At 62.8% G+C, this 25,569-nt stretch carries 18 protein-coding genes; 5 read left to right on the forward strand and 13 right to left on the reverse strand.

Annotated elements, in window-relative coordinates:
• Positions 1–47 precede the first annotated feature (47 nt).
• Complete coding sequence (locus tag MRBLMS1_RS10390; RefSeq protein WP_128140016.1) at positions 48–359, forward strand: BON domain-containing protein; 312 nt, start codon at positions 48–50, stop codon at positions 357–359.
• A gap of 72 nt (positions 360–431) precedes the next feature.
• Entirely contained in the window at positions 432–1,631 is a 1,200-nt protein-coding gene (locus MRBLMS1_RS10395) for an AI-2E family transporter (RefSeq protein ID WP_485879355.1), read from the forward strand.
• Between the two features lie 58 nt (positions 1,632–1,689).
• On the opposite strand, the gene MRBLMS1_RS10400 is transcribed toward MRBLMS1_RS10395, so the two are convergent.
• Together MRBLMS1_RS10400 and MRBLMS1_RS10405 are read right to left on the reverse strand one after the other, a co-directional pair.
• Positions 1,690–2,637, reverse strand: coding sequence for a YihY/virulence factor BrkB family protein (locus tag MRBLMS1_RS10400; RefSeq protein ID WP_034758909.1), 948 nt, complete (start codon positions 2,635–2,637; stop codon positions 1,690–1,692).
• Positions 2,638–2,708: 71 nt separating this feature from the next.
• On the reverse strand, positions 2,709–3,734 hold the full coding sequence (locus tag MRBLMS1_RS10405) for an OmpA family protein (protein WP_128140015.1): 1,026 nt from the start codon (positions 3,732–3,734) through the stop codon (positions 2,709–2,711).
• A 472-nt stretch (positions 3,735–4,206) separates the two neighbouring features.
• On the opposite strand from MRBLMS1_RS10405, the gene MRBLMS1_RS10410 reads away from it, so the two are divergent.
• Entirely contained in the window at positions 4,207–9,951 is a 5,745-nt protein-coding gene (locus MRBLMS1_RS10410; RefSeq protein ID WP_485879356.1) for an alpha-2-macroglobulin family protein, read from the forward strand.
• 17 nt (positions 9,952–9,968) lie between these two features.
• The gene (gene pbpC / locus MRBLMS1_RS10415) at positions 9,969–12,053 is read left to right on the forward strand and encodes a penicillin-binding protein 1C (protein ID WP_485880064.1); all 2,085 of its coding nucleotides are present in this window, start codon (positions 9,969–9,971) and stop codon (positions 12,051–12,053) included.
• Positions 12,054–12,083: 30 nt separating this feature from the next.
• Here pbpC and MRBLMS1_RS10420 read toward each other — a convergent pair whose 3' ends face one another.
• Complete coding sequence (locus tag MRBLMS1_RS10420) at positions 12,084–13,559, reverse strand: MFS transporter (protein WP_128140014.1); 1,476 nt, start codon at positions 13,557–13,559, stop codon at positions 12,084–12,086.
• Between the two features lie 122 nt (positions 13,560–13,681).
• Here MRBLMS1_RS10420 and MRBLMS1_RS10425 point away from each other — a divergent pair, with 122 nt between their 5' ends.
• The gene (locus MRBLMS1_RS10425; protein ID WP_485879357.1) at positions 13,682–14,353 is read left to right on the forward strand and encodes a TetR/AcrR family transcriptional regulator; all 672 of its coding nucleotides are present in this window, start codon (positions 13,682–13,684) and stop codon (positions 14,351–14,353) included.
• On the opposite strand, the gene MRBLMS1_RS10430 is transcribed toward MRBLMS1_RS10425, so the two are convergent.
• The 10 genes from MRBLMS1_RS10430 to MRBLMS1_RS10475 all read right to left on the reverse strand — a co-directional run bounded on the left by MRBLMS1_RS10430 (position 14,304) and on the right by MRBLMS1_RS10475 (position 25,555).
• Positions 14,304–15,593 (reverse strand): LLM class flavin-dependent oxidoreductase, encoded by a 1,290-nt coding sequence (locus MRBLMS1_RS10430; RefSeq protein WP_485879358.1) that lies wholly within the window; start codon positions 15,591–15,593, stop codon positions 14,304–14,306. The two genes, MRBLMS1_RS10425 and MRBLMS1_RS10430, sit on opposite strands and share 50 nt — an antisense overlap.
• Positions 15,590–16,396, reverse strand: coding sequence for an ABC transporter ATP-binding protein (locus MRBLMS1_RS10435; RefSeq protein ID WP_485879359.1), 807 nt, complete (start codon positions 16,394–16,396; stop codon positions 15,590–15,592). The genes MRBLMS1_RS10430 and MRBLMS1_RS10435 overlap by 4 nt, the downstream gene beginning before the upstream one ends.
• On the reverse strand, positions 16,393–17,463 hold the full coding sequence (locus MRBLMS1_RS10440) for a FecCD family ABC transporter permease (protein WP_485879360.1): 1,071 nt from the start codon (positions 17,461–17,463) through the stop codon (positions 16,393–16,395). The genes MRBLMS1_RS10435 and MRBLMS1_RS10440 overlap by 4 nt, the downstream gene beginning before the upstream one ends.
• Positions 17,460–18,617, reverse strand: a complete 1,158-nt coding sequence (locus MRBLMS1_RS10445; protein WP_485879361.1) for an ABC transporter substrate-binding protein — start codon at positions 18,615–18,617, stop codon at positions 17,460–17,462. The genes MRBLMS1_RS10440 and MRBLMS1_RS10445 overlap by 4 nt, the downstream gene beginning before the upstream one ends.
• Positions 18,618–18,622: 5 nt before the next feature.
• Positions 18,623–20,881, reverse strand: a complete 2,259-nt coding sequence (locus MRBLMS1_RS10450) for a TonB-dependent siderophore receptor (protein WP_485879362.1) — start codon at positions 20,879–20,881, stop codon at positions 18,623–18,625.
• 243 nt (positions 20,882–21,124) lie between these two features.
• Positions 21,125–22,747, reverse strand: coding sequence for a type VI lipase adapter Tla3 domain-containing protein (locus tag MRBLMS1_RS10455; RefSeq protein WP_485879363.1), 1,623 nt, complete (start codon positions 22,745–22,747; stop codon positions 21,125–21,127).
• Between the two features lie 107 nt (positions 22,748–22,854).
• Positions 22,855–23,679, reverse strand: a complete 825-nt coding sequence (locus tag MRBLMS1_RS10460) for an effector protein Tle3 domain-containing protein (RefSeq protein ID WP_485879364.1) — start codon at positions 23,677–23,679, stop codon at positions 22,855–22,857.
• Positions 23,680–23,770: 91 nt separating this feature from the next.
• A complete protein-coding gene (locus MRBLMS1_RS10465; RefSeq protein ID WP_485879365.1) occupies positions 23,771–24,451 on the reverse strand; it encodes a hypothetical protein in 681 nt (226 codons plus the stop codon).
• Positions 24,452–24,520: 69 nt separating this feature from the next.
• A complete protein-coding gene (locus MRBLMS1_RS10470) occupies positions 24,521–24,928 on the reverse strand; it encodes a hypothetical protein (protein WP_485879366.1) in 408 nt (135 codons plus the stop codon).
• 114 nt (positions 24,929–25,042) lie between these two features.
• The gene (locus MRBLMS1_RS10475) at positions 25,043–25,555 is read right to left on the reverse strand and encodes a hypothetical protein (RefSeq protein WP_128140003.1); all 513 of its coding nucleotides are present in this window, start codon (positions 25,553–25,555) and stop codon (positions 25,043–25,045) included.
• Positions 25,556–25,569: the final 14 nt, after the last annotated feature.

Genomic DNA, 25,569 nt, shown 5'->3' on the forward strand with positions numbered 1-25,569 from the left:
GAAGCTCATTGTGAGCACATTGATTGACCACTCCTAAGGAAAAAACCATGAAATTCACTAAATCTATCGCTACTGGCCTTTTCGTCGCTTCCCTGTTCGCCGTTGCAGGCTGCGCTTCGACCCCAACCAAGGAAGGCACGGGCGAGTACATCGACGACGCGGCCATCACCACCAAAGTGAAGGCCAGCATCTTCAACGAGCCTACCCTGAAATCGACGGAAATCAACGTGGAAACCTTCAAGGGCGTGGTTCAGCTGAGCGGCTTCGTTGCCCAGCCTGGCGATGCCGCCAAAGCGGGTGAAGTTGCCCGTGGCGTCAAGGGCGTGAAGTCGGTGAAAAACGACATCCGCGTCAAGTAATGGCCTGACCCGCCGCAGCGGCCAGCCCTACGGCTGGTGCTGCGGCCCACCACCGACCGTCGCGGGAATCGCATGCATATCCAGCCTTCAGATACCCCGCCCGAGCCGGTGGCGGCTGCTTCCACCGAGCCTGCCGGGCCACTTCCCGGCACGCCCGTGGAGCACCTGGACGCATCCTTGCGTTTGCCGCTGCATGTCAATGCGCGTGGCATGGCGCTGGGCATCATCGCCACCGTCAGCTTCATTTATGCGCTGCAGTGGGCACAGAAATTCCTCATTCCCGTCATCTTCGGCATTTTCATTGCCTACACCCTCAATCCCGTCGTCGCCTGGCTGGAAAAGCTGCGCCTGCCGCGCGCCATCGGCACCACGGTCGTCACGGCTCTGATCCTGTTCGGCTCCATCGTCGTGGTCGAGCGCGTGCAGGGCGAATTCGAATCCATCGTTGAAGAGTTGCCAGCCGCCACGCATAAACTGTCGCGCCTGATCGCCGCCAATACGGGTGGCAAGAACAGCACCTTCCAGAAGATGCAGGCCGTGGCCAATGAGATCGAGCAAGTGGCCGCCGGCGCCGAAGCGCGCCGCAACAACCGCCGCGCCGCGGCAGCGTCCGAAGGTCCCAATTTCAAGATCATGGACTGGGTCTGGGCCGGCTCGCTGGGTCTGGTGGGCTTTGTCAGCCAGGCCACCATGGTCATCTTCCTCGTGTTTTTCCTGCTGTTGTCGGGCGACACCTTCAAGCGCAAGCTCGTCAAGCTGACGGGACCGTCGCTGAGCCGCAAGAAGGTCACCGTGCACATCCTGGAAGACATCAATACCTCGATCCAGAACTATATGTTCATGTTGCTCGTCACGAATGGCTTGCTGGCCGTCCTGATGTGGATCGCCCTGCGCGTGATCGGCCTGGAAAACGCGGGCGCCTGGGCCATCGTGGCCGGCTTGCTGCACATCATGCCGTATTTCGGCCCCTTGCTCATCACCATTGCCACGGGCCTCGTCGCCTTCCTGCAGTTCGAATCGCTGGAAATGGTCTTGCTGGTAACGGGCACGTCGATGGCCATCGCCACCTTGGTCGGCACTTTTGTCACCACCTGGATGACGGGGCGCATCGCCCGCATGAATCCTACGGCCGTGTTCATCAGCCTGCTGTTCTGGGGCTGGCTGTGGGGCGTCTGGGGCTTGCTGCTGGGCGTGCCCATCATCGTCATTGTGAAGGTCGTGGCCGAGCGCGTGCAGGGCATGGAAGTGGTGGCGGAATTGCTGGGCGAGTAGTGGCTCCAGAATGGAAAACGGCGCCCGCGGGCGCCGTTGTTGCATGCAGACTGATCGCTTACGACTGGTGGCGTTTCAATATCTTCACTTGCAGGTCGCCGTCTTCCGTCTTTGGCATATCCTTCATGCTGCCCAGCTGCAGGGCGAACTGGCGCGTGAATTCGGCGCCCAGAAAGAAGATTTGCGCCGAGTAATACACCCACAGCAGCAGCGCCACCAGCGAACCGGCCGCGCCATAGCTGCTGGCCACGCCGCTGTTGCCGATATATACGCCAATCGCATATTTTCCCAATGAAAACATGAAAGCCGTGCCGATGGCGCCGATCAGCACGTCGCGCCAGGACAGACGCACGCGCGGCAGCATTTTATAGATGACGGCAAACAGGCTGGCGATGACGGCAAAGCCGATCAGGTTCGACAGGATGGTAAACAGCACGGCCGTGTCTTTCCACACGCCTTCCCAGAAGTTGGCGAGGATGGCCATGGCGGCGTTGACCACCAGCGACACCATCAGCAGGAAGGCCAGCACCAGTACCAGGCCGAACGACAGCAGGCGCGTGCGCAGCATGTCCCAGGCGCCCGCTTCCTTCAAGGGCGGCACTTGCCAGATTTCGTCGAGGCTGGCTTTCAGCTCGGCAAACACGCTGGTGGCGCCAAACAGCAGCAGGGCGCTGGCGATGAGGGTGGCGATGCGGCCCTGTTCATGGTTTTTCGCGCCGGCCAGCACGAGCTGAATGGCTTCGGCGCCCTGCGTTCCCAGCAAGCCCTGCAGTTGCCCCATCAGCTCGCCGCGCGCGGCGGCCGGGCCATAGAAAAAGCCGGCGATGGCGATCACCAGCACGAGGATGGGGGCGATGGAAAACAGGGTGTAATAGGCGAGGGCGGCGCCCTTGCTCGAGGCGCGGTGTTCCAGCCATTCGGTGACGGAGCAGACGAGGACACTGCGCATCTGCTTGCTGAACGGCGCCAGGCTGGCCAGTTTGGGATAGCGGGTAGAGAAATTCATGGTGGCTTTCAATGCAAAAAGGGGCGCGAGCCCCTTTTTTTTAATTCACAAGTGGCGTACCACTGTTCAGCTTATTGCACGCGGCGTTCGATGGTGATTTGCTCCACTTCAACGCGGCGGTTTGGTTCCAGGCACTTGATCAGGTCGGCACGTTTCTTGTTGTCGCAGGTGACGACAGGATTCGTGGAGCCCTTGCCTTCGGCCGTCAGGCGGTTGGCGGCAACACCGTGGGCGACCAGGTATTCCTTGACTGCATCAGCGCGCTGCTGCGACAGTTTCAGGTTGTACTTGGGCGAACCGATGCGGTCGGCATAACCACTGATGACGACGTTGTTGACGTCCGGCGCTGCGGTCAGCACGCGGGCGATTTCGTCGAGCTTGGTCTGTGTCGGACCCAGCTTGGCGCTGTCGAACGCGAACAGTTCCGTTGCCGACATCGTCACTTTTTCAAAGCGTGCTGGCGGCGGTGGCGGCGGTGGTGGCGGCACGACGACGACTTCTTCACGCACTGGCGGTGGTGGCGGTGGTGGCGGCGGTGCAGGCGGTTTGTCGAACGCGAAGTTCAGACCCACGGTGACGTAGTAGTTGTTAGACTTGCTGCTCGGGTCGAAGGTATTGCCGCGCAGGAAGCCGTGCACATTGCGCACGTCAGCCTGGAACGACAATTGATCGTTGATCGTGGACTGGAAACCCAGGCCCACGCTGGCGTATGGCGAGCTCTTGCTGCGTTCACCGAAGGCGAAGCTGGTGTCTTTATCGCGTTGCATACCGGCACCGACCAGCAGGAAGGGACGGAAGGCTTTGCGCGAGAACATGTACAGGCCGTCTACGCCCAGCGTATTTTGCTGGTAGCGCTGGCCGCCATCCTTGGAACGGGCATACGTGGTGCCCAGCTGGATATCCCAATCCTGGGAAACAGGCTTACCGAAACGCAAGCCTGCGCCATAGCCGGTTTTATCCGTGGCAAAGTCGGAATCTGGCTTGAGTGCGTTGATGCTAGGTTGAATATACCAGGAGGGATTGATTTCCTGGGCCTGTGCGCCGAGGGCAGAGCACAGGACTGCGGCGGCAACGGCGATTTTTTTTAGATTATTCACAAGTAACTCCCAACGTTGATAAGAGATTTTCTCTACGGCATCAAAACGACATCTTGCTACACGTGCTATTGCTAGAGATAGACCACACTTCCAGGTGCGCTTTCTTGCGATAAATGCACTGCTGTTGGACTAGAGAATACGGTTGCAGGTTCGCGTGGTCGGTGCGCTGGCGCACAAAGCATTGCGGTATATCAATGGTGTTGCGGATTCACGACAAGGGCTTTGGTGTTGAAAAAAACTAATTTGCTAGGTGAAACTTTTACAAGCACGGCCACTTCCTGGCGCCGCGGCAAGAGGCAATCGTACGGCTTGTCACCTGCATGCCACTGTATATTAGCAATAATGATGAGCTTGATAACTAATATTACATTGATGTTGTATTCCTGCCGCGTTCTGTTGCTTTTCCGGGCTTCCGCCAAGCAACTTTTGCGCGCCGCAGCCAGCTCCGCCACTTTTCATCAAGGAGTCACCCGTGCCTGACCTGCCCCGTGTTTTTTCTTCCCCGCTGCCTGGCAAACTGGGCACCTTGTGCCTGCTGCTGTCGCTGGGCCTGGCGGCGCCGGCCTGGGCCGATAGCGGCGTGTCCGTGTTTTCACCGAGCGGCACGGTCAAGGCCGTGCGCCAGGTACGGGCCCAGTTCGCCACGCCGATGGTGCCGTTCGGCGACATGGGCTTGCCCGCGCCGTTCGCCATCGATTGCGGCAAGGCCGAGCCTGCCGTCGTGGCGGGCGCGGGGCGCTGGGCCGACGAGCGCAACTGGAACTTCGATTTCGAGCGCGACTTGCCGGCCGGCGTGGCCTGCAGCTTCACCTTGAAGCCGGGGCTGAAGGACCTGGCGGGCCAGGCTTTGCAGGGGACGACGTCCTACCGCTTCACCACGGGCGGCCCGGCCATCGTCGAGGCCGTACCGTATGACGGCCAGCCCTACATCGATGAAAACCAGATATTCGTGCTGGGCCTGGACGCCACGCCGAACGAGGCCAGCGTGGCCGCCAATGCGTATTGCCGCGCCGATGGCATCAATGAAAAGATTCCCGTGCGCGTGTTCAAAGGCAAGGAACTGGAGCAGGTATTGACCCTGCGCAAGAGTTTCCTCGACCGCTATCTGACCGTGTACTTCAAACAGCGGGGCGTCGTATGGAAAGTGGGCATGCCCGTGGCCAGCAAGGGCGCGCCGCCGTTGCCCGTCACCGTGCTGCAATGCAAGCGCAGCTTCCCCGCCAACGCCAAGGTGTCGCTCGTGTGGGGCGAAGGCATCGCCAGCGCCAGCGGCATCGCCACGGAGAAGGCGCAAACCTTGCAGTTCAAGACGCGTCCCGATTTCACGGCCAAGTTCAGCTGCGAGCGCAGCAACCCGAAGGAGCAATGCATACCCTTCCTGCCCATGCGCGTGCAGTTTTCCGCGCCCGTGAAAGCATCGCTGGTGCGGGCCATGACCCTGAAAGGCGGCGGCAAGACGTATGCGCCGACGATTTCAAAAGAGGAGGAAAAGGCGGAATTCCTGTACAGCGCCGCCTTCAACGGCCCCTTCCCCGTGCAATCGAGTTTTGTCTTGAGCCTGCCGCCGAAGCTGACGGATGACGCGGGCCGCGCCTTGCTCAATCGCGCGCGCTTCCCCATGACGGTGCGCACGGGCGAACAGCCGCCGCTGCTCAAATTCCCGGCCCCGTTCGGCATCATCGAAGCGAAGGGCGACGGCTTGCTGCCCGTGACGGTGCGCAATATCGAACCCGTGCTGTCGGGCAAGGAAATCGCCCAGCTATCCGCAGCCGCCACGGGCGCCACCTTGCGCGTGCCCGACAATGACGACAAGTTCATCATCGAGTGGATGCAGCGCCTGGCCGGCAACGGCGACGGGGGCGAATACTGGCAGCCCTACGCGCAATATGCGGGCAACATGAGCAAATCCGTGCTGGCGGGCGCCTCCGGCACGCGTCCCGTCAGCCTGCCGCGCCCCGATGGCAAGAAAACCTTTGAAGTGATCGGCATTCCGCTGCAAAAACCGGGCTTTTACGTGGTCGAACTGGCCAGCCCCATCCTCGGCAAAGTGTTGTTGGGCAAACCGACGACGGCCTATATCCGCACGGCCGCGCTGGTGACGAATCTGGCGGCCCACTTCAAGCATGGCGCGCAATCGTCGCTCGTGTGGGTGACGTCGCTCGACAAGGGCGCGCCTGTTGCGAAAGCGCAAGTGGCCGTGCGCGACTGCGCCGGCAAGCTGCTGTGGCAAGGCGCCACGGGCGCGGACGGCGTGGCGCACATCCCCGGCGAGCTGGCCAATTCCAGCTGCAAGAACAATGGCCGCTACTTTATCAGCGCGCGCAGCGGCGGCGACATGACGTTCACCCTGTCGGACTGGGTGGGCGGCATCGAAGCGTGGCGTTTCAATTTGCCCACGGACGACACGCGCGCCGACAACACCCTGCTGGCGACGGTATTTGACCGCACCTTGCTGCGCGCCGGAGAAACCGTGCACATGAAGCATTTCATACGCAAGCACACGGGCGAGGGCATGAGCCTGGTCGACAAGAACAACGGCCCCGGCAGCGCCACCTCCGTTGTCATCAGGCACCAGGGCAGCGACCAGAACTATCAATTGCCGCTGCGCTGGTCGGCCAGCGGCACGGCGGAAAACGACTGGCTCATTCCCGCCGACGCCAAACAAGGCGAATACAGCGTGACGATGGCGGGCCGTCCTTCCGGCAGTTTCCGCGTGGAGGCATTCCGCGTACCGACCATGAAAGCCGTGCTGCAGGGACCGAAAGCGCCCGCCGTGCAAGCCAGGCAGTTGGCCCTCGATGCGCAAATCACGTATCTGGCCGGCGGCGCGGCCACCAACGCGCCCGTCAAGCTGCGCACGGTGCTGCAAGACAAGAGCGTGACGTTTGCCGATTATCCCGAGTACAGCTTCAGCAATGGCGACGTGAAGGAAGGTCTTGTCAAGCAGGGCACCGGCTACGACGACGATGAAGGCGAGTGGCAGGACGAAGGCAATGGCGGGCGTGCCGACGCCGGTGCGGCGGCCGCGCGCACGCAAAGCTTGACCCTGGACAAGGCGGGCGGCGCGCGCATCGTCATCGACCAGTTGCCGCAGCTGTCCACGCCGCGCGACCTGGTGGCGGAAATGGCCTTCCAGGATGCGAATGGCGAGACGGCTTCCGTTGCCACGCGCGTCCCGCTGTGGCCGTCAAACTATCTGATCGGCATCAAGCCCGATGCCTGGGCCCTGAGCAAGGATGCCTTCAAGTTTACCGTGGCCGTGCTCGGCACCAATGGCAAGCCCGTGGCGAATGCCCCGGTCGCCGTCGATTTCTTCCAGCGCAACAGCTATTCGCACCGCCGGCGGCTGATCGGCGGTTTCTATGCATATGAAAACAGCAGCGAAGTGGTCAAGCTGGGCCCTGCATGCGCGGGCAAGACGGATGGCAAGGGCTTGCTGATGTGCGACGTGAAGGCGCCCGCCAGCGGCAACCTGATTTTGCGCGCCAGCACGCAGGACAGTGCCGGCAACGCGGCTGTCGCCAACCGCGAAACGTGGGTGGCCGGCAGCGGCGACTGGTGGTTCAACGCCAGCGACAATGACCGCATCGACGTGCTGCCTGAAAAGAAACGCTATGAACCGGGCCAGGAAGCAAGCTTGCAGGTGCGCATGCCGTTCCGTTCGGGCACGGCGCTGATCACGGTCGAGCGCGAAGGCATTCTCGATACCTATGTGCGCCAGCTCAATGGCCGGGAACCGGTGGTGAATATCCCGGTCAAACCGAACTACGCACCGAATGTGTATGTGTCCGTGTTTGTCGTGCGGGGCAGGGTCGATGGCGTGCAGCCGACGGCCCTGGTGGACTTGGGCAAGCCGGCCTACAAGATGGGCATTGCACCGCTGAACGTGGGGTGGCAGGCGCATGAACTGAACGTCATGGTCGTGTCCGACAAGGAGGTGTACAAGACGCGTGACAAGGCGGAAGTGTCCGTGCGCGTGCGCCGCGCCGACGGTAAACCGTTGCCGGCCGGCGCCGAAGTGGCGCTGGCGGCCGTCGATACGGGGCTGCTGGAACTGATGCCCAACGATAGCTGGAAATTGCTCGATACCATGATGGCGCAGCGCAGCCTGCAGGTGGAAACGGCGACGGCGCAGATGCAGGTGATCGGCAAGCGCCACTTCGGCCGCAAGGCCTTCCCGGCCGGCGGTGGCGGCGGCAAGGGCGCCAGCCGCGAGCTGTTCGACACCCTGCTGTTCTGGAAGGGCACCGTCAAGCTCGACGCCAAGGGCGAAGCCACGGTGCAAGTGCCGCTCAACGATTCGCTGACGGCGTTTCGCATCGTCGCCATCGCCAGTGCCGGCAAGGAACTGTTTGGCACGGGCAGCACGGACATCCGCAGCTCGCAAGACTTGATCCTGATGTCGGGCTTGCCGACCCTCGTGCGCGAAGGCGATCAGTTGCGCGCCGGCTTCACCGTGCGCAACACCTCGGCCGCCTCGCTGAATGTGGAATTGAACGCCAGCGCGGGCGGCAAGGCCTTGCCGCGCCAGAGCTTGACCTTGGCGGCGGGCGAAGCGCGCGAAACGGGCTGGGATTACCAGGTGCCGCTCGGCGCGCAAACGGTCGTGTGGGAGGTGGCTGCGAAAGCAGGCAACCATACCGATAAACTGAAAATCACGCAAAAGGTGGGCCAGGCCACGCCCGTGCGCACGTACCAGGCCACCTTGCAGCAAGTCGACAAGCCCATCAATATGTCCGTGCAAATGCCGGCCGGCGCCTTGCCGGGCCGGGGCGGCATCCAGACCAGCTTTGTCGCCAAGCTCGGCGGCGAACTGCCTGGCGTGCGCGAGTACATGGCCGCGTATCCGTACACCTGCTTCGAGCAAAACACGTCGAAGGCCATCGCCCTGCAAGACCAGGAAGCGTGGAACAAGCTGGCCGCCAGCCTGCCCGCCTACCTGGACGGCGATGGCATGCTGAAATACTTCCCCATCATGGAACAAGGCAGCGACAGCTTGACGGCCTACGTGTTGTCGGCAACGAAAGAAGCGGGCTATGCGATTCCCGAACAGACGAAAAACCGCATGGAAGCAGCCTTGACGGCCTTCGTGCAGGGCCGCATCGTGCGCCGTTCCGCGCTGGATACGACCGACCTGGCCGTGCGCAAGCTCGCCGCACTGGAAGCGTTGTCGCGTTCGAACAAGGTGCCGCCCGATGCGCTGGAAAGCATCAGCATCAACCCGAACCTGTGGCCGACTTCCGCCGTCATCGACTGGAACCTGTTGCTGCAACGCACGCCAAGCCTGGCGCGCCGCGATGCGCTGCTGGCCGAGGCGCAGCAGATTTTGCGTTCGCGCCTGAATTTTCAGGGCACAACCATGGGCTTTTCCACCGAGCGCAAGGATAACTGGTGGTGGCTGATGGTCTCGGGCGATGTCAATGCCAACCGGCTGCTGCTGGCCGTGATGGACAACCCGGCGTGGAAAGACGACATCGGCCGCCTCGTGCGTGGCAGCATGGGCCGCCAGAAGAAGGGCCGCTGGGATACGACGGTAGCCAACGCCTGGGGCACCTTGGCCATCAACAAGTTCTCGGCCAAGTTCGAATCCACGCCCGTGACGGGCGCCAGCGCCGTCAAGCTGGGCGGCGATACGCAAGCGCTCGTGTGGAACGGTGCGGCGAAAGTGGGCCCCGTGCTGCAGGCGTGGCCGAAGGGCACGGATACCCTGGGCCTGGCGCACAGCGGCACGGGCAAACCGTGGGCCACCGTGCAAAGCCTGGCGGCGATCCCGCTCAAGGCGCCTGTGTCCAGCGGTTACACGATCAAGAAAACCATGACGCCGGTGGAACAGAAGACGGCGGGCGCATGGTCGCGCGGCGACGTCTACCGCGTGCGCCTGGAGTTGTCGGCGCAGGCGGACATGAGCTGGGTCGTGGTCGACGACCCGATCCCCGCCAGCGCCACGGTGCTGGGCAACGGCCTGGGCCGTGATTCGCAGCTGATGACGGCCGGCGAAAAATCCACGGGCTGGGTCTGGCCCACGTTCGAGGAACGCGCTTTCGACGCCTTCCGCGCGTATTACGCGTTTGTGCCGAAGGGTAACTGGAGCGTGGAATACACGGTGCGCCTGAACAATGCTGGCGACTTCAGCCTGCCAGCCACGCGCATCGAGGCCATGTATTCGCCCGAGATGTTTGGCGAGTCGCCGAATGCGAATGTGAAGGTGGGGCAGTGAAAGGCAAGGTTTTACTGATGGGCTGCCTGCTGGCTGGCCCGGTCTTCGCCGAAGCGGTCCTGACGCCGGCCCAGGTGCAGGCCGCCTACCGCAGTTCGGAAGCGCAGTTGCTCGACCGTAGCGGCGCGCCGCTGCAATCGTTGCGCGTGGACATGAAGGTGCGGCGCTTGCCATGGGTGCCGCTGACCGATATCTCGCCGGCCGTGCAGCAAGCCGTGCTGCTGGCGGAAGACCAGCGTTTCATGCAGCATGGCGGCGTGGATGTGTCCGCGCTGGCCACGGCCGCCTGGGATAACCTGTTTTCCAAGAAAGCCCGTGGCGCCTCGACCATCACCATGCAGCTGGCAGGCCAGCTCGATGCGGACTTGCAGGCGTCCTCGGGCGGACGCAGCCTGCGCCAGAAGTGGGACCAGATGCGCGCCGCGCAAGCCATCGAGGATAGCTGGAGCAAGGCGCAGATTTTTGAAGCGTATTTGAACCTCGTGTCGTTCCGCGGCGAGCTGCAGGGCATCGCGTCCGCCTCGTACAGCCTGTTCGGCAAGGCGCCGTCCGGCCTGAACCAGACGGATGCCATCATTTTGGCCAGCCTCGTGCGCGCGCCGAACGCGCCGCCGGCCACCGTCACGCGGCGCGCTTGCGCGCTGGCGAAAGAGTGGCGCATGGATAGCAGCTGCCAGCTGATCGGCCAGCGCGTGCAGACGGCCCTGCAGCGCAATGCGCTGGCCGCGGAGCTGGCGCCGGCGCCGCAAGTGGCGCAGCAGTTGCTGAAGCAGCCCGGTGCGCAGGTCGCCAGCACGCTCGATGGTCCTTTGCAGCGCTTCGCGCAGGAAAACCTGCGCCAGCAACTGGCGTCCTTGCGCGAGCGCAATGTCAACGATGGCGCGATCATCGTGCTCGATAACCGCAGCGGCGACATTCTCGCCTATGTCGGCAATGCGGGCGGCAGCCATGTCGATGGCGTGGCGGCCCTGCGACAGGCCGGTTCCACATTAAAACCATTTCTATATGAACTGGCGATCGAGCGCCGGCTGATGACGGCCGCGTCCGTCATGGACGACTCGCCGCTCGACGTCGCCACGGCGTCCGGCATGTATGCGCCGCAAAACTACGACCGCAATTTCAAGGGTTACGTCAGCGCCCGCACCAGCCTGGCCAGCTCCCTGAACATTCCCGCCGTGCGCACGGTGCTGCTGACGGGGCAGGACGGCTTTTACAACCGTCTCAAGGAAGTGGGCCTGTCGAGCCTGACGGAACCGGCCGAGTACTACGGCCCGTCGCTGGCGCTGGGCTCGTCCGAAGTGACCTTGCTGGAACTGGCCAACGCCTACCGCGCGCTGGCCAACGGCGGCTTGTACAGCACGGCCAGCCTGCAGCCGGGGCAGTCCGGCAAGGACCGGCGCCGTGTGATGGAGCCGGGCGCCGCCTTCATCGTCGGCGATATCCTGGCCGACCGCGCCGCGCGCAGCATGACGTTTGGCTTGCGCAACGAGCTGGGGACAAATTTCTGGAGCGCCGTCAAGACGGGCACGAGCAAGGACATGCGCGACAACTGGTGCATGGGCTACTCGGCGCGCTACACGGTGGGTGTATGGGTGGGTAACTTCGATGGCAAGCCCATGTGGGACGTGTCGGGCGTGACGGGCGCCGCGCCCGTGTGGCGCGACGTCATGGATTACCTGCACAAGAACGTGCCCAGCCATGCCCCGAAAGCGCCGCCCGGCGTATTGCAGCAGATGGTGGCCTACCAGCCCGCGCTCGAAGCGCCGCGCCGCGAATGGTTTATCGCCGGCACGGAAAGCCCCGTCATCGCCGTCTTGGGCGACACCGTGAAGCCGCCTGCCATCGTGTATCCGGCCGAAGACAGCATCCTCGCCATCGATCCCGACATTCCGCCCGCCTTGCAGCGCGTGTTCTTCCAGGCCCAGGGCAGCCACGCCTTGCGCTGGGTGCTCGACGGCAAGGATATGGGCGCGGCGCTTGACAGCATCAGCTGGCGCCCCGTGCCGGGCAAGCATGCGCTGGCGCTTGTCGACGATGCGGGCAAGACGGTGGCGCAGGTGGCGTTCCAGGTGCGGGGAAATGCGCTGGCGTCGCTGCAGTGAGCGGTCCTGGGGGACACGGATGAAGCACAGTCATTCCTCCGCAGAACCCAGCGTCAGCAGCAAGGCCATGGCAAGAAGGCAGGCCAGGCCGGCGCACAGCATGGCCAGGTGGAATCCACTTTCCATGGCGGTGGTGTACAGCTGCAGGAAGCCGGCAGGCGCGTCCGGCATCCGATGCTGGGTCACGGCCCGGCGCGCCACTTCGGTGGCATTGGCAACGCCTTGACTGGCGGCGCTATCGGCCAGCACGTGCATTGCCCTGTTGCTCAATAGCGTACCGAGCAAAGCGATGCCGACGCTCATTCCCGTCTGGCGCAAGGCATTCATCGTCGCTGACGCCATGCCTGCGCGCTCTGCCGGCGCCGTGCCCATGACGACCAGGCCGGTGGCGGGCACGGCAAGTCCTGCACCCAGTCCCAGCAGGCCAAACAGGGAGCCGACGATCCAGTACGGCGTGTCCGCGCTGAAGACAGCCATGGCCGACATGGCAATCGCGGTCAGTCCATAGCCGGCTATCATCAGATGGCGCACCGGGATGCTGGCGCTGAGCCGCCCGAACAGTACCGAAATACAGCCTGTCATGAGGAACTGGGGCATCATGCGCCATCCGGTTTCCACCGGTGACCAGCCCTGGATTTGCTGCAGGAAAATGGAAAAGAAAAACAGGCTGCTGTAATACGCAAAGCCAAGAATGAAGGACGCAAGGTTGGCTATCGCGAAGGTGCGCTGCCGGAACAGCGCCAGCGGCAGCAAGGGACGCGCGGTGCGCGTTTCCACCAGCGCAAACAGGAGCAGGCAGACCAGCGCCAGCAGCAAGGCCGTCAACGGGACGGTGCCTGTAAAGCCATGCTCGCCGGCTTCGATCAGGCCGTACGTCAGGGCGCCCAGGCTGATCACGCTCAGGACCTGGCCGAGCGGATCGAGTGCCGCTTGTTCTGGATGCTTGCGCTCGGGAATGCCCCACAGGCCCAGTGCCAGTGCGATCAGGCCCAGCGGAAGGTTGATCAGGAAAATGGCTTGCCAGCCGGCGCCATGCAGCAGCAAGCCGCCGAGCAGCGGTCCCAGGATCAGCGCCAGTGCCGTGAAGGCGGACCAGCCGCCGATGGCATGGGCGCGCTCTTTCGGCTCCGGAAATGCATGCGCCAGGATGGGCATGGCGCCGGGGATCAGCAAGGCGCCGGCCACGCCCTGGACTGCCCGGCCGGCAAGCAGGGGGCCGAGTGCGCTGGCCATGCCGCAGATGGCCGAGCCTATGGTGAACAGGAAGACGCCAGCGAGCCAGGCGAGCTTGTGGCCATAGCGGTCGCCCAGCGGTCCGGCAGACAGCATGAATGCCGACAGGCAGATGGCGTAGGCGTTGACAACCCATTGCAGTCCCGCGATATCCGTTTGCAGTGCGGTTTGTAGTGTAGGCAAGGCAACGTTGACGATGCTGATGTCCAGCGTGGCGAGAAATGTGCCGAGGTAGGCCGCAGCCAGCGCGGCACGGCGACGGGAACGTGACATGGTAATTCCTTTGCTTGTGGCAGGATGAGCGGCGATCATGATTGATGCTGCATGTGAATATTCGAAGACTGCGGCTTCGCCTTCCAGTAAACTGTCCGGCTTAGCCTAATTTGCGAAATGCCATGATGAAAGTGAAAACACCTCCGGCAGACATGCCGTCCAGGCCCGCGCTGCGTCCGCGCACCAAGCCAGCGGAAGTGCGGCTCGACGAGCTGATGGCGGCGGCCGAACGCCTGTTCCTGGCACAAGGCGTGGAAGCGACCACGATCAATGAGATTGTCGAGGCGGCACAGGTTGCCAAGGGCACCTTCTATCATTACTTCACGTCCAAGAACGACATGCTCGATGCGCTTGGCAAGCGCTATACCGGGCAATTTCTGGCATCGGTCGAAGCGGCGCTTGACTGCTGCGCGGCGGATGACTGGGCCGGGCGGCTGCGCGCCTGGATACATGCCAATGTCGATACCTACGTCAAGACCTACCGCACGCACGACATCGTGTATACAAACCACCATCATCACAATCGCTCCAACCAGGCTAAAAATGCCATCCTTGACCAGTTGCTGGCGATCATCGAAGGCGGCCGGGCCGCCGGTGTCTGGTCTCCCGAGCAGCCAAGAGTCGTTGCATTGCTGATCTATTCGGGCGTGCATGGCGCCACCGATGACGTCATTGCCGCGCAAACCGGCGACTGCCTGCCCTTTGCACGTAGCCTGTCGGATGCCTGTCTGCGCATGCTGACGGTCACAAGCCAAGATTGTCCCGGAACGTCGCCCCGCGGTACTCCTGCCTGAGCAGGCCGCGCGCCTGCAGCAGGGGAACTACTTGCTCGGCGAACTCGGTGACGCCGCCCGGCAAGTGGGAGAACATGACGTTGAAGCCGTCAGCCGCCCCTGTGTCGAGCCACAGCTCCATTTGCTCGGCCACCATGCTTGCCGTCCCGACCATTTCCAGTCCCTGGTAGCCGCAGATGCGCCGCGCCAGGGCGGCAATGCTCAGCTGCTCGCGCCGGGCCAGTTGCACCACTCTGTCGCGTCCGCTCTTGCTGGCATTGCTGTCTGGAATAGGAGGTAACTGGCCCGCCGGATCGTAGCCGGAGATATCGTGTCCCAATGCAATCGACAGGGTCGCCAGGCTGCTGGGCGCATCGACCAGCAGATCCAGGGCGGCCCGCTTTTCCTGTGCCTGTGCCAGGCTGTCGCCGAGCACCACGAACACGGCGGGAATGATCTTGAGGCGCTGCGTGCGGTGTGCCGCCGCGGCACGCGATTGCATGTCGGCATGGAATAACCGCGCCGAGATCAGGTCGGTCTGATAGGTGAAGACCAGTTCGGCGGTCTCGGCAGCAATCTGGCGCCCGGCCTCGGAGGCTCCCGCCTGGACGATCACTGGCCGGCCCTGAGGCGGGCGGGCAATGTTCAGCGGACCCTTGACGGCAAAATGCGCGCCCTGGTGATTCAGGATATGCAGCTTGGCGGCATCGAAATACACGCCATTTTCCACGTCATGCGTGAAGGCATCGTGCTCCCAGCTGTCCCACAGGCCATCCATCACATCCACGAATTCACGCGCGCGCCGGTATCGCTCAGCATGCTCCATGTGTTGTTCGGCACCGAAATTGGCGGCTTCGTTCGGATTGCTGGACGTCACCAGATTCCAGCCGGCGCGGCCAGTGCTGATCAGGTCGAGCGACGCCAGGCGGCGCGCCAGCATATAGGGTTCGTTGTAGGTGGTGCTGGCCGTGCCGATCAGACCGAGGTGTTCGGTTACCGCTGCCAGGGCTGGCAGCAGCGTGAGCGGATCGAGCGTGACCGCACTGTGGCCACGCGCCAGGACTTCCAGTGGCGCCGCGCGCATGGCCAGCGTATCGGGCAGGAACAGTCCGTCGAACCTGGCTTGCTCAAGCATGCGGGCAAACCATGCCATGTGCGCAAAGCTGGAATGGAATCCGGGTTCCGCGCCCGGGTAGCGCCAGGCACCGGCGTGGATGCTGGGCATGCCCAGCAGGATGAGTTGTTTGTCGGCTTGTTTCATGGCGTGGTGATACTCCTGTGGGCAGTTTGTCGGATGGACTGGTCGACGACCAGAAAGGGATAGCCTTGCGAACAGTTCTCCAGCCGCGCCTGCACGCCATACACGCGCTGCAGCAAGGCTGGCGTCAGGACGTCGGCCGGCGCGCCGCTGGCATCGACCTGTCCCTGGTGAAGGACGACAACGTGGTCGGCAAAGCGCAAGGCGTGGTTGAGGTCGTGGATGGCCATGACGATGCACATGCCGCGCTCTTGCGCCAGGCGCCGCAGCAGGTGCAGTACTTCATGCTGATGTTGCAGATCGAGCGCGCTGGTGGGTTCATCGAGCAGCAGCACGCGCGGTGTGCGGACCAGCGCCTGGGCGATCGACACCAGCTGGCGCTGTCCCCCGCTGAGCGCGGCCAGTTCGCGCCCGGCGAGCGCATCGATTTCGAGGGTGCGCAGCAAGCCGGTGACGGCATCGAGCTCATCGCTGCTGACGGACCAGCCGCTGCGCTGTTTGCTGGCCAGAAGCACGGCTTCGAATACCCGCAGCGTCGAGCCCATGGAAATGTCTTGCGGCACATACGCCGGCAGGTTCGGATGGTGGGCGGGCCAGCTTTCCAGCGGCATGCCGAGTACCTCGATGTGGCCGGTGCCGCACAGTTCGCCAGCGATACGGCGCAGCAAGGTGGACTTTCCGGCAGCGTTAGAACCGAGCAATGCGGTGATGCTGCCGGCGGCCAGCGGGCCAAAGCTCACATCCTTCAATATGCTGCGGTGGCCGAAGCGGACGCACACGCGCGTGACTTCCAGCAGGTTTTTCATCGTGGCCTCGCGCGCAGGATCAGTGCGAAAAACAGCGGCACGCCGACCAGCGACGTGACGATGCCGATAGGGAGGGTCTGTCCCGTCACCAGGGTTTTGCTCAAGACCGATGCTGCCGACAGCATCAGCGCGCCGCATAGCGCCGAAGTGGGCAGCAGGAAACGCTGGTCTTCACCCACCAGCATGCGTGCGATATGCGGTCCGACCAGGCCGACGAAGCCGATGGTGCCGACAAAGGAGACGCAGACGGAAGCGAGCAGGCTGCCCAGCAAAATGCCTTGCAGCCGCAGCCGGGCAACGGGGATGCCAAGGCTGGCGGCCCGCGCTTCGCCCAGCCGCAAGGCGGTCAGCGCCCAGGCCTGGCGGGCAAAGGCCAGCGAGACGGCGGCCAGGACGGCGCTCATGATGCCAAGCTTGAGCCAGCTGGCACGCGACAGGCTGCCCATGGTCCAGAACACGACGGCAGAGAGTGCCTGGTCCGGTGCAACATACTGCAGCGCCTCCAGCAGTGCCGTGAACGTAAACACCAGGGTGGTGCCCAGCAATACAATCATTTCGGTCGTAATGCCGCGTTTCTGGCTCAGGCGATGGATGAACAAGGCCGCCGCCATCGACACCAGGAAGGCGTTGACGGGAACGGCGAAGGCCACCGCCGATGCCGGCAGCACGCTCACACCCAGGATCAGTCCCAGCGCCGCGCCAAAGCTGGCCGCTGCCGACAGCCCCAGCGTGAACGGACTGGCGAGGGGATTGTTCAATACCGTTTGCATCTCCAGGCCGGCCACGGCGAGGCTGGCGCCAACGACCAGTGCCGACAACGCCACCGGCAAGCGGATGTCCCACAGAATGACTTTGACAGCAAGCGCGGCATCCGCTTGCCAGAAGGCGGACAACACGGTGAGCGGGCTGTAGTGCGCCTGGCCGAAGCACAGGTCGAGCATGAAACAGGCGAGGGTCAGGGTCCCGATTGCGCCAAGCAGGATACGGCGCCGCTGCGTCAGTTGGGCGTACAGCTGCCGGCCCTGGAGCAGTGCGCTGGACGACGTGACGGGGTGGGGTTTGTTCATGTCGCTGATCCATCAAGGCTGAGCCAGTAGCCGGGTTGATACGGAACTGGCAGAAATCGCGCATGCAGTTCGCGAAAGGTCGCCTCCGGGTCCAGTGTGGCAAACAGATCCGGGTGCAGCCATTTGGCGATGCGCTGCAGCGCGATGAAGTAGCAGGGGTTGTCGTAGAACGGATGCCAGATCGCATGCACCTGCCGCGCCTTGACGGCGGACAAGGCGCGGTAGGCGGGGCGGCGCATCAGCCGCTGCAGGCGGGCCTGGCCTTGCAGCGGATCGGCGCCGGGGCCGAGGTTGACCCAGTCGCCGGCAGGCGAGTAGAGGGACCAGTTAGCGCCGGTAACCAGGACGACGTCAGGATCGGAAGCGATTACCTGCTCTGGATGCAGGGTGCCGAATGCGCCGTGCAGAAAGCGCGTGCCCAGGTTGATGCCGCCAGCGGCTGCGACGAGTTCGCCGAAGTTGCCGTTGCCATACGTCAGGCAGCAGTCGTCATACAGGCCGGCGGCGCGTTCGACCATCACGCTCGGCCTTGCACGGATGCCGCGTAGCGGGCCGGTCACCCGTTCTATCTGCTGCCGCCGAAACCGCAGGAAGGCCGCCGCTCTTGCGGGCTGTTCGAGAAGCTGTCCCATCACCTCGATGCTGGCTGCGGTATTGCCGAACATGCGGGTGCGAAAATCGACGAAAACCACGGGAATGCCGACCTGCGCCAGCCGCGCCATCAGGCCGGACGATTCTGCCGCCGTGCGCGAACTCAGATTGAGCACGACCACGTCCGGCTCCATCGAGATCGCCAGTTCGCTGCCGATGGAATCGAGCGTCGTGCTGGGGAAAGCGGGAATCGTCGAGATCTCGGGAAAACGGCGTAAATAGGCTTGATAGCCATCGAGATCGGCCGCGCGGAAGTTGTTGCCCCAGCCGACGACATTGGCAAACGGCCGGCCGGGCTGCAGCAGCGCCACCACGTAGGCCAGCGGACCGTCGCCGAGCAGGATGCGTTTGACCGGCCGGACTATGCGCACCGTGCGCTCTGCAATATCCCTGAGCAGCAACGGTGGCCGTTGCCCCGCGTGCAAACCTGGGCTGGCAAGCAGCAAGGCGCCAGCCAGGCCGCAGCGCAGCAGTGAGCGCCGCGAGATAGCGTCGTCAGTCATGGCGCTCACCATCGATAGCCGAGTGTGGCGACCGCCGTGCGGTCCTGGCCAATGAAGCAGTACAGCCGCGACGTGCAGCTTGCCACATATTGCTTGTTGCCGAGATTGCTGACGTTGAGTGCAAGCGTCGCTCCCCGCAATGGGGCGGAAAGGACGCCAAGGTCATATTGCAGTGCGAGGTCGGCCAATGTCACACCAGGCACCTTGAAAGTATTGGCCGGGTCGCCCCAGGTGGCGCCGAGATGACGCACCCCGATGCCGCCGCGCAGGCCACGCAGGGGGCCGCTGCCGACCAGATAGTCCAGCCACGCCGAAGCGCTGTGCTTTGGCGTCTGGACCAGGCTTTTGCCTTGATAGCGCGCGTCCCTGAGCAGCGTATTGTCGAGGTAAGTGTGGCTGGCGATCAGGTTGAGATTGCGGATGATTTCAGTGGTCGCCTGGAAATCGGCACCGCGCGTACGCACTTCGCCCGCCTGCGTGTTAAAGCCGAGATGATCGGCATCGCTGGTCTTGACGTTGGTCTGCTTGAGCTGGAAGAGCGCCGCGCTGATCTGGGTAGCGGAATTGGCAGGGTGATATTTGATGCCCATTTCAGATTGCCTGGTTTCCACCGGCTCGAAGGCCGTGCCCTTGTAATCGCTGCCGAGCAAGGGATCGAACGAGGTGGCATGGCTGATGTAAGGGGCGATACCCGTATCGAACTGGTAGCTGAGTCCCGTCCGGCTGCTCCATTTCCCGTCATCCTGCCGGGTGTTTTTGATGACCGGCGAATAGCTTTGCGTCTGCTCGTCGGTCCGGGAACGGTCGTGCCGGGCGCTCAAGGTGAGGCGCCAATGGCCGTATGCCATTTGGTCCTGCGCATACATGCCGACACGCTCGAATTGCTGCGTGACCTTGTACGGCGACTGTGTGCGGCTGGCGGTGAAATCCGGCGTGATATCCGGACGGTAGTTGGTAGCGTAAGGATCGAACAGCACGGGGCCATCGCTGTCATAGGCATTGCGCACCGTTCCCCGTGCGTGATCGATACCCAGCAATACCGTGTGCAGGGTGGGCCCCAGCACGATGTTTCCGCTCACGTGGGTGTCCACCGAGAACGTATTCGAACTGCCGGGCGCCTGTTCATAAGTGCCCTTGAGCAGCATCTTGCCGGCGACATCCACATAGCCGTATACGGCGCTGCGCTGCAAAGGGGCATTGATGTACATGTAGCGCAGCTTGCTGGTGAATGTCCAGCCATTGCCGAACGTGTGCTCGAACAGCGAGCTGAGCGAATCTTGGCTGCGGGAACTGCCGGCGAAGTTGATATCGGTGTAATTCCTGTTGTGATTGACCTGCGGGTAGGCACTGTTCCCGAGTCCCAATGCGGCCGCTGGCAAGCTGTTGTAATTGCCGATATCCGGCTCCCGCACATGCGTCGCCATGACCGTCCACGATGTGGCGTTGCCGGGGCGCCAGCTCAGGGAGGGCGCGAGATACAGGCGCCGGTGGCGCATGTCCTCGACCTGCGCGTTGGTGTCCAGCCCGGTAGCGGTGAGGCGGTAGGACAGGGCGCCGTTGACGGGCCCCGTCGTGTCGATGCCGGCCTGTTTGCGTCCGAAGTTTCCGATCTGCACGCTTACTTCGTGCGCGGCGACGCCCTGCGGCTTGCGGCTGACCTGATTGATAATGCCGCCGCCCGTTCCTTGTCCATATACCGAAGAGGATGGCCCGCGCAAGACTTCCACCCGTTCCAGAGTGTAGGGATCCACCTGCGGCGTCCAGCTGCCGGTATTGCTGATGATGCGCAATCCATCGAGATAATAATCAGCATCGATGCCGCGAATTCTGGTCAGATCCAGATGGCCGCCGAAGCCACCGTATTTCTCGCCGCTTGCGCCAGACGTATAGCGCAATGCCTGGCTGGTACTCAGCGGTTGCTGTATGTCCATCTGCTGGCGGGTGACCACCGACACCGATTGCGGCGTTTCCAATATGGCTGTTTGCGTCTTGCTGCCTGTGCTCGACTGTTCGGCAACATAGCCGCGCGTCACGCCATTCGCATCAGGCTTCGCATAGTCTGCGGTGACGGTGATAGCCGGCAGCGTCGGGATATCCGGCAAACGATCCGCGCCCGGGACTTCTTGCGCGACGTGGGCAATGACATCATTGGCATGGGCTGCGCCGTGGCCCATGCATAGCAGAGCCGCAGTGAGCGTGGTGCAACGGCGGGCAAGGAGGCGACTTTTGTTGGTGCTGGAAAGGGGACGTCGGTCGAGATCCATGGTCAATTTTGGTGTGGAGCTGAGTGTAGGAAAACCGATTATATTTGTCGACTGACCGTCGGTCAATAGTAAATGAAAATCATTCCTATTTGTGAGCCGGCTATCTGGAGGGGAGCAGGCCGGTTGCGTATTGCAGTAAATGCACTGAAATTGCGCACGGCCGCAGCAGGGTTCGACTATGTTCCAGGTGTCCTGTGGCATGGTCATCCATGCATGCCAGCAGGATTTGTCAGACTTTAGCGGTCAGTTCGCCGGATAATTCGCCGGGTCGATGGCTGGCGTGACGTGGTGCCGCAACACATCGCCGCCATGCGGATGCTTTTGCGTGCGGCGCTTTTCATCCGACGGCGGGCTGACCAGCACGATGGTTGCTTCTTCCTGATTGCGCAGGTTCACCACAGCGCTGACGCCGCCATCGCGGTAGCTGCCCATCACGCCGATGGCCATCTGCACGAACAGGGTGGCCGCGCCCGTATTGCCCAGGCGCTGGTCCGTGTCTATCCATTGCGCCGTGTTGCCGCTGTCGAGTTCCGTGCCGCCATTTTCCGCATGTTTCAGCACGGTCTTGTGCAATGCGAGCAGCTGCGCCTGATTGCCACCGGTGGCGGCGACCAGGCGCGCCGGCGCGGCGGGACGCTCGGCTTCCGGCAAGCTGCGCAAGGCTTGCTGCCAGCCCGTCTGCAACGCTTGCTCGCGCTGATCGCGCCGTGTGAGCGGCTTGCCATCCTTGTCGACCATCCTGACGAATGTGGGCCGGTGGATGAAGCCGAAGGTCGGCAGGCGGTCCAGCTGCGCCAGCTGCTCCTTGTTGAACGGCACGGGAAACCAGGGCGTGGGTTGCCAGTCTTTGGGTGGTTGGTAGGTCTTGTGCTGGAGCCTGGCGACCATGCTGAAGCTGCCCGTGCCGCGGATGTCGGGGCGCTGCGCGAATTGCGCGGCGACGGGGAGCCATTCGGCGATGCTGGGCTGGCGCCGGGTGGTGGCTGTCGGATCGGTTTCCAGGCGTGCTTGCGGCACGGTTCCCATCAAATCGTAGTACGCCAGATACAGCCGCCGCGCTACGCCGTAGGTATTCAAGTCATCGACGCTGTCCTCGGGCGGGGCATCGTCATACGCAAACTTCCGCACAGCATCGATGCGATCACGGCGGGCCAGGACGAACAGGGCGGAGGCGTCGGGCATTTCGGGGATGTAGCGGCCGTCTCTTGTGAGCGGTGGCGAGTTGTCTGGGCTGTACAGATCGCGCGTGGGCATGCTGTCTTCTGAATTGAGCACGATGTAAGGCACGTCGGGATGGGCATCAAAAAAGGCGAATATGTCTTCCAGTATGCGGTCTGGGTGTTCGCTGAGGCGGCGCGGGCCGGAGGCAAACAAGTGCCAGTGCATACCGGATGACGTGGCGCCACCGGCCAGGCCTATGGCTGGCGAATCTGGGCGATCCAGCATGCGCGAATTAAAGATCGGTGGTTCCGCGTTAAAGACGGGAACACCGAAATACATGGGAGTATCCCTCGCCCCATTTTCCAGAGTGTCACCACCGCGGCCACCTGCTATCCCAGCTCTTTGCATGGCATCCCAGGTGTATTTTTCCTTGTCCTGTTCGCGGATGCTGGCATAGGCATTTCCCTTTTGCAGCGCTTCCCACAGCTTGCCCTGGCGATACTTGTCCAGGGTGACGCCGAGGCCGATAACTTCCAGCACATATTCCCGTTTCTCCTGTTCACTGGGTATCGCGTGCTGTACTTGCAGCTTTGCGACGGCCGCAGGCTTGGACGAATGCAGCCAGCGAGAACCGAGCAATGTGGCCGCTACAATGGGTGGAATCAGCAAGAGCCATTGCAGGTGCTTCCATATTTTGCTGCTCATCGTGGACTCCAATAAGAAAAGTGATGGGCTGATCAACAGAGACCCGAGCAGTGCCAACACGATGAGGGCTGCACCGAGTCGATATCGCAAGCGTGGAAATGAGCTTTTCATTTTGGGATATCGTCGCTTGGCTTGTGAACGACCGGTGTGACGACCGATTCGGTACGCCTGCCATTCACTGTTTCACAAACGACGGTAGACGGCAGGCCTGCTTGCAATGCGGGCACAAAGGCCGATAACTCTCCCGAACTGTAATAATGGGCATTACCTTCAATGATTTGCTTGCGTTGTAGAGGTTCTGCCGTCCAATAGATTGTAAATTTTTTCATGAAATCCTCCCATCTCAGGATGGACTCTCTTATAGGATTTTTTTTGTCGTTTTGCAGCCGCCAATCCGCCACCGCACACAAGTACCGATAAAAATTCGGATCGCTGCTGGCCTTCCCGCCACCGATGGCCACGTCATATGCCGTCACGTTGCGATGATTTTCCGCATTGCCGATAATGGCCCCGTGGAACGATTTGGGGCTGACCTCGTTCTGCCAGCGCTTGCGCGCCTCGTTCGGGGTTTCTTCGCGGTTCACAAGCAGCTTGCCGCCGCCACCCGGATGGCGCGAGACGCGGTCGATTTTGCATTGGTCGCCCGCTTCCTTGCCCAGGTTCAAGGCCTTTTCCACCTGATCGCGCTGGCCCGAGCCGAACATGCCGGCGCCGTATTCGGGGATGCGGTGCTGCAAGGGGCGTGGGTCGAGTCCCTGGCAGAGTCCCTTTTCCACGGCGCCAAAGCTGGTGCCGACGTCGTTCACGCCATGGATGACGATGACGTTGCCGGGCAGCTCGGGGCGGATGCGCACGATGGCGTCGTTGAGGCGGCCGCAATGGAGCAGGGCGCTACTCTTGCCGCTGGTGTAGGGAAGTTTGGGATACGCCATCGCCGCTCCATGCTGACCAGACAGGACAGTGTAGAGGGGCGGGACGGCGGATCAATTGCGTTTACGCAAGAATTGCGGAAAGAGAACCGCCTTATGGCGCGCTGATGATCTTCGTCAGCGCAATCCGGTACGCCGGCTGCACGTCGCCATTCTTGTCCAGCTTGTCCGTCATGATCACGCCATAGCCTTGCGCGTACCACACGTATTCGCCGCTTTTGCCTTTGCTTTTGCCGCCCACATCATGCAGTTCGAACTTGCAGGCGTCGGGGAAGCGGCGGCCGCCCAGTTCCAGGCGTTCCCAGCCCAAGAAGGTGATGGAGAAATTGCGCTCGTCCGTGCGCGTGGAGGTGGTGATCTTGTCGGACAGGCCCGCCAGCGGGTAGTGGGTGCTCGTTTGCGTGTCCGAGAACTGCACGCGCACTTCCTGGCCAGGGCGCATGTTGGCGGGGATGGCGGACTGCGGCGTGTAGACGTTCTTGCTGCGCACGGTGCCGTCTTCATTGTAGTGGACGTTGCCCGTCAGGAATACCTGGCCATCGCGGATATCCTGGTAGGACGTTGCCAGCAGCACGCCGCCGTTGAGGATCAGTTGCGTGCCCTTTTGTTTCTTGCCCTCGAACAGTTCCTCGACGTTGACTTGCGCATCGCCATTGTTCTTGCTGAACTTGATGCCCGTCGTCAGTTCCATGCACTCGCCCACCGTGGGCGCCGCCTGTACGCTCGCGGCCGCCAATGCGCCCGCCGCCATCATTCCACACCATGCTGCTTTCATTGTCTTCCTGGCTATCTTGTAAAGGCGTGATGATAGCGTGCTTGGAAGCAACCTGGCGCAGCGCAGACACTATTTCACGGGGGCGATGGGGATGCTGGGCACCGCAGGCGTGGACGCTGGCGGCTCGGTGGGCGTGCCGCTGTGCGGTTTGTCCCCGGTATGAACCGTTGGCGCACCACTATGTGGTTTGTCCCCGGCATTCGCCGTGGCCTTGCCACTATGTGGTTTGTCCCCGGCATTAGCCGGGGGCTTTCCGTGCCGCGTGCGCTTGTCCGTGCGGGTTTTGCTGGCCTTGCCGTCGTGGACCAGCTTGCCTTTGTTGTCGAGCTTGTCGGAGGCATCCGATTGCTGGCCCGGGTCTCTGGCATTGTTGGTGTGGTTGCCCGTCTGGTTCAGATTCGTCGTCGACTGGGCTTGTACCCAGGCGCCGCCAACGGTCATCAGGGTGGCGGCCAGCAAGAGAGCGGGAGTTTTCATGGTGCGTATCCTGTGTAAAAGTTGGGAGTTGCTGTCGAGACTGGATTGTCACATGCGTGCCGTCGTATCCAAGTAGGAATATGCCGCATGCGCGTGTGAGCATATTGCCAGTGTTCACGCATGTTGGCCCGCACGCAAGCGCAGGCGCCGCGCGCTCAGGCCATCGCGCACGGACCATGCCAGCGAGATGGCGCCCATGGCGGCCAGCCACTGGCCGGGTCCGCCGGGCGGCAGGGCCTGCATGGCGGCCGGCAGGGCAAGCCAGCCGGGCAGCGCCTGCAGCAGCAAGGTGGCGATCACGCCCAGGTTGATGAACAGCAAGACGTGCAGGATGCGTTCAGGCACGGGCAAGCGGCGCGTGTCGCCTTCGACCACGGTGTCACGCAGCGAGACCAGTATCTCCGCCAGCAGCAGTGCCACGGGCCACCAGGCCAGCCAGCCATGCCAGCTGAACAGGCCCAGCGAGGGAAACAGCAGGCCGAAGATGACTTCGCGCGCGCTGTGCAGGCGCTGCTCGGCGGCTGCGCCCGGGCGCGACGGCAGCCGCACGAGCAGCTCGTGGTTGAGGATGACGTCGACCCCGCCCAGCAGGCCGTGCAGCAGCAGCGCGGCCTGCAGCGCCGTCATGGCTATCCCGTGCC

Source organism: Massilia sp. LMS1-1-1.1 (assembly GCF_040815535.1).
Classification (GTDB): Bacteria; Pseudomonadota; Gammaproteobacteria; order Burkholderiales; family Burkholderiaceae_D; genus Janthinobacterium; species Janthinobacterium aestuarii.

Coding starts and splice junctions, on each gene's coding strand:
- MRBLMS1_RS10390 (WP_128140016.1), top strand. CDS start 48: ATGAAATTCACTAAATCTATCGCTACTGGCCTTTTCGTCGCTTCCCTG.
- MRBLMS1_RS10395 (WP_485879355.1), top strand. CDS start 432: ATGCATATCCAGCCTTCAGATACCCCGCCCGAGCCGGTGGCGGCTGCT.
- MRBLMS1_RS10400 (WP_034758909.1), bottom strand. CDS start 2,637: ATGAATTTCTCTACCCGCTATCCCAAACTGGCCAGCCTGGCGCCGTTC.
- pbpC (WP_485880064.1), top strand. CDS start 9,969: ATGGGCTGCCTGCTGGCTGGCCCGGTCTTCGCCGAAGCGGTCCTGACG.
- MRBLMS1_RS10420 (WP_128140014.1), bottom strand. CDS start 13,559: ATGTCACGTTCCCGTCGCCGTGCCGCGCTGGCTGCGGCCTACCTCGGC.
- MRBLMS1_RS10425 (WP_485879357.1), top strand. CDS start 13,682: ATGATGAAAGTGAAAACACCTCCGGCAGACATGCCGTCCAGGCCCGCG.
- MRBLMS1_RS10430 (WP_485879358.1), bottom strand. CDS start 15,593: ATGAAACAAGCCGACAAACAACTCATCCTGCTGGGCATGCCCAGCATC.
- MRBLMS1_RS10435 (WP_485879359.1), bottom strand. CDS start 16,396: ATGAAAAACCTGCTGGAAGTCACGCGCGTGTGCGTCCGCTTCGGCCAC.
- MRBLMS1_RS10440 (WP_485879360.1), bottom strand. CDS start 17,463: ATGAACAAACCCCACCCCGTCACGTCGTCCAGCGCACTGCTCCAGGGC.
- MRBLMS1_RS10445 (WP_485879361.1), bottom strand. CDS start 18,617: ATGACTGACGACGCTATCTCGCGGCGCTCACTGCTGCGCTGCGGCCTG.
- MRBLMS1_RS10450 (WP_485879362.1), bottom strand. CDS start 20,881: ATGGATCTCGACCGACGTCCCCTTTCCAGCACCAACAAAAGTCGCCTC.
- MRBLMS1_RS10455 (WP_485879363.1), bottom strand. CDS start 22,747: ATGAGCAGCAAAATATGGAAGCACCTGCAATGGCTCTTGCTGATTCCA.
- MRBLMS1_RS10460 (WP_485879364.1), bottom strand. CDS start 23,679: ATGGCGTATCCCAAACTTCCCTACACCAGCGGCAAGAGTAGCGCCCTG.
- MRBLMS1_RS10465 (WP_485879365.1), bottom strand. CDS start 24,451: ATGAAAGCAGCATGGTGTGGAATGATGGCGGCGGGCGCATTGGCGGCC.
- MRBLMS1_RS10470 (WP_485879366.1), bottom strand. CDS start 24,928: ATGAAAACTCCCGCTCTCTTGCTGGCCGCCACCCTGATGACCGTTGGC.
- MRBLMS1_RS10475 (WP_128140003.1), bottom strand. CDS start 25,555: ATGACGGCGCTGCAGGCCGCGCTGCTGCTGCACGGCCTGCTGGGCGGG.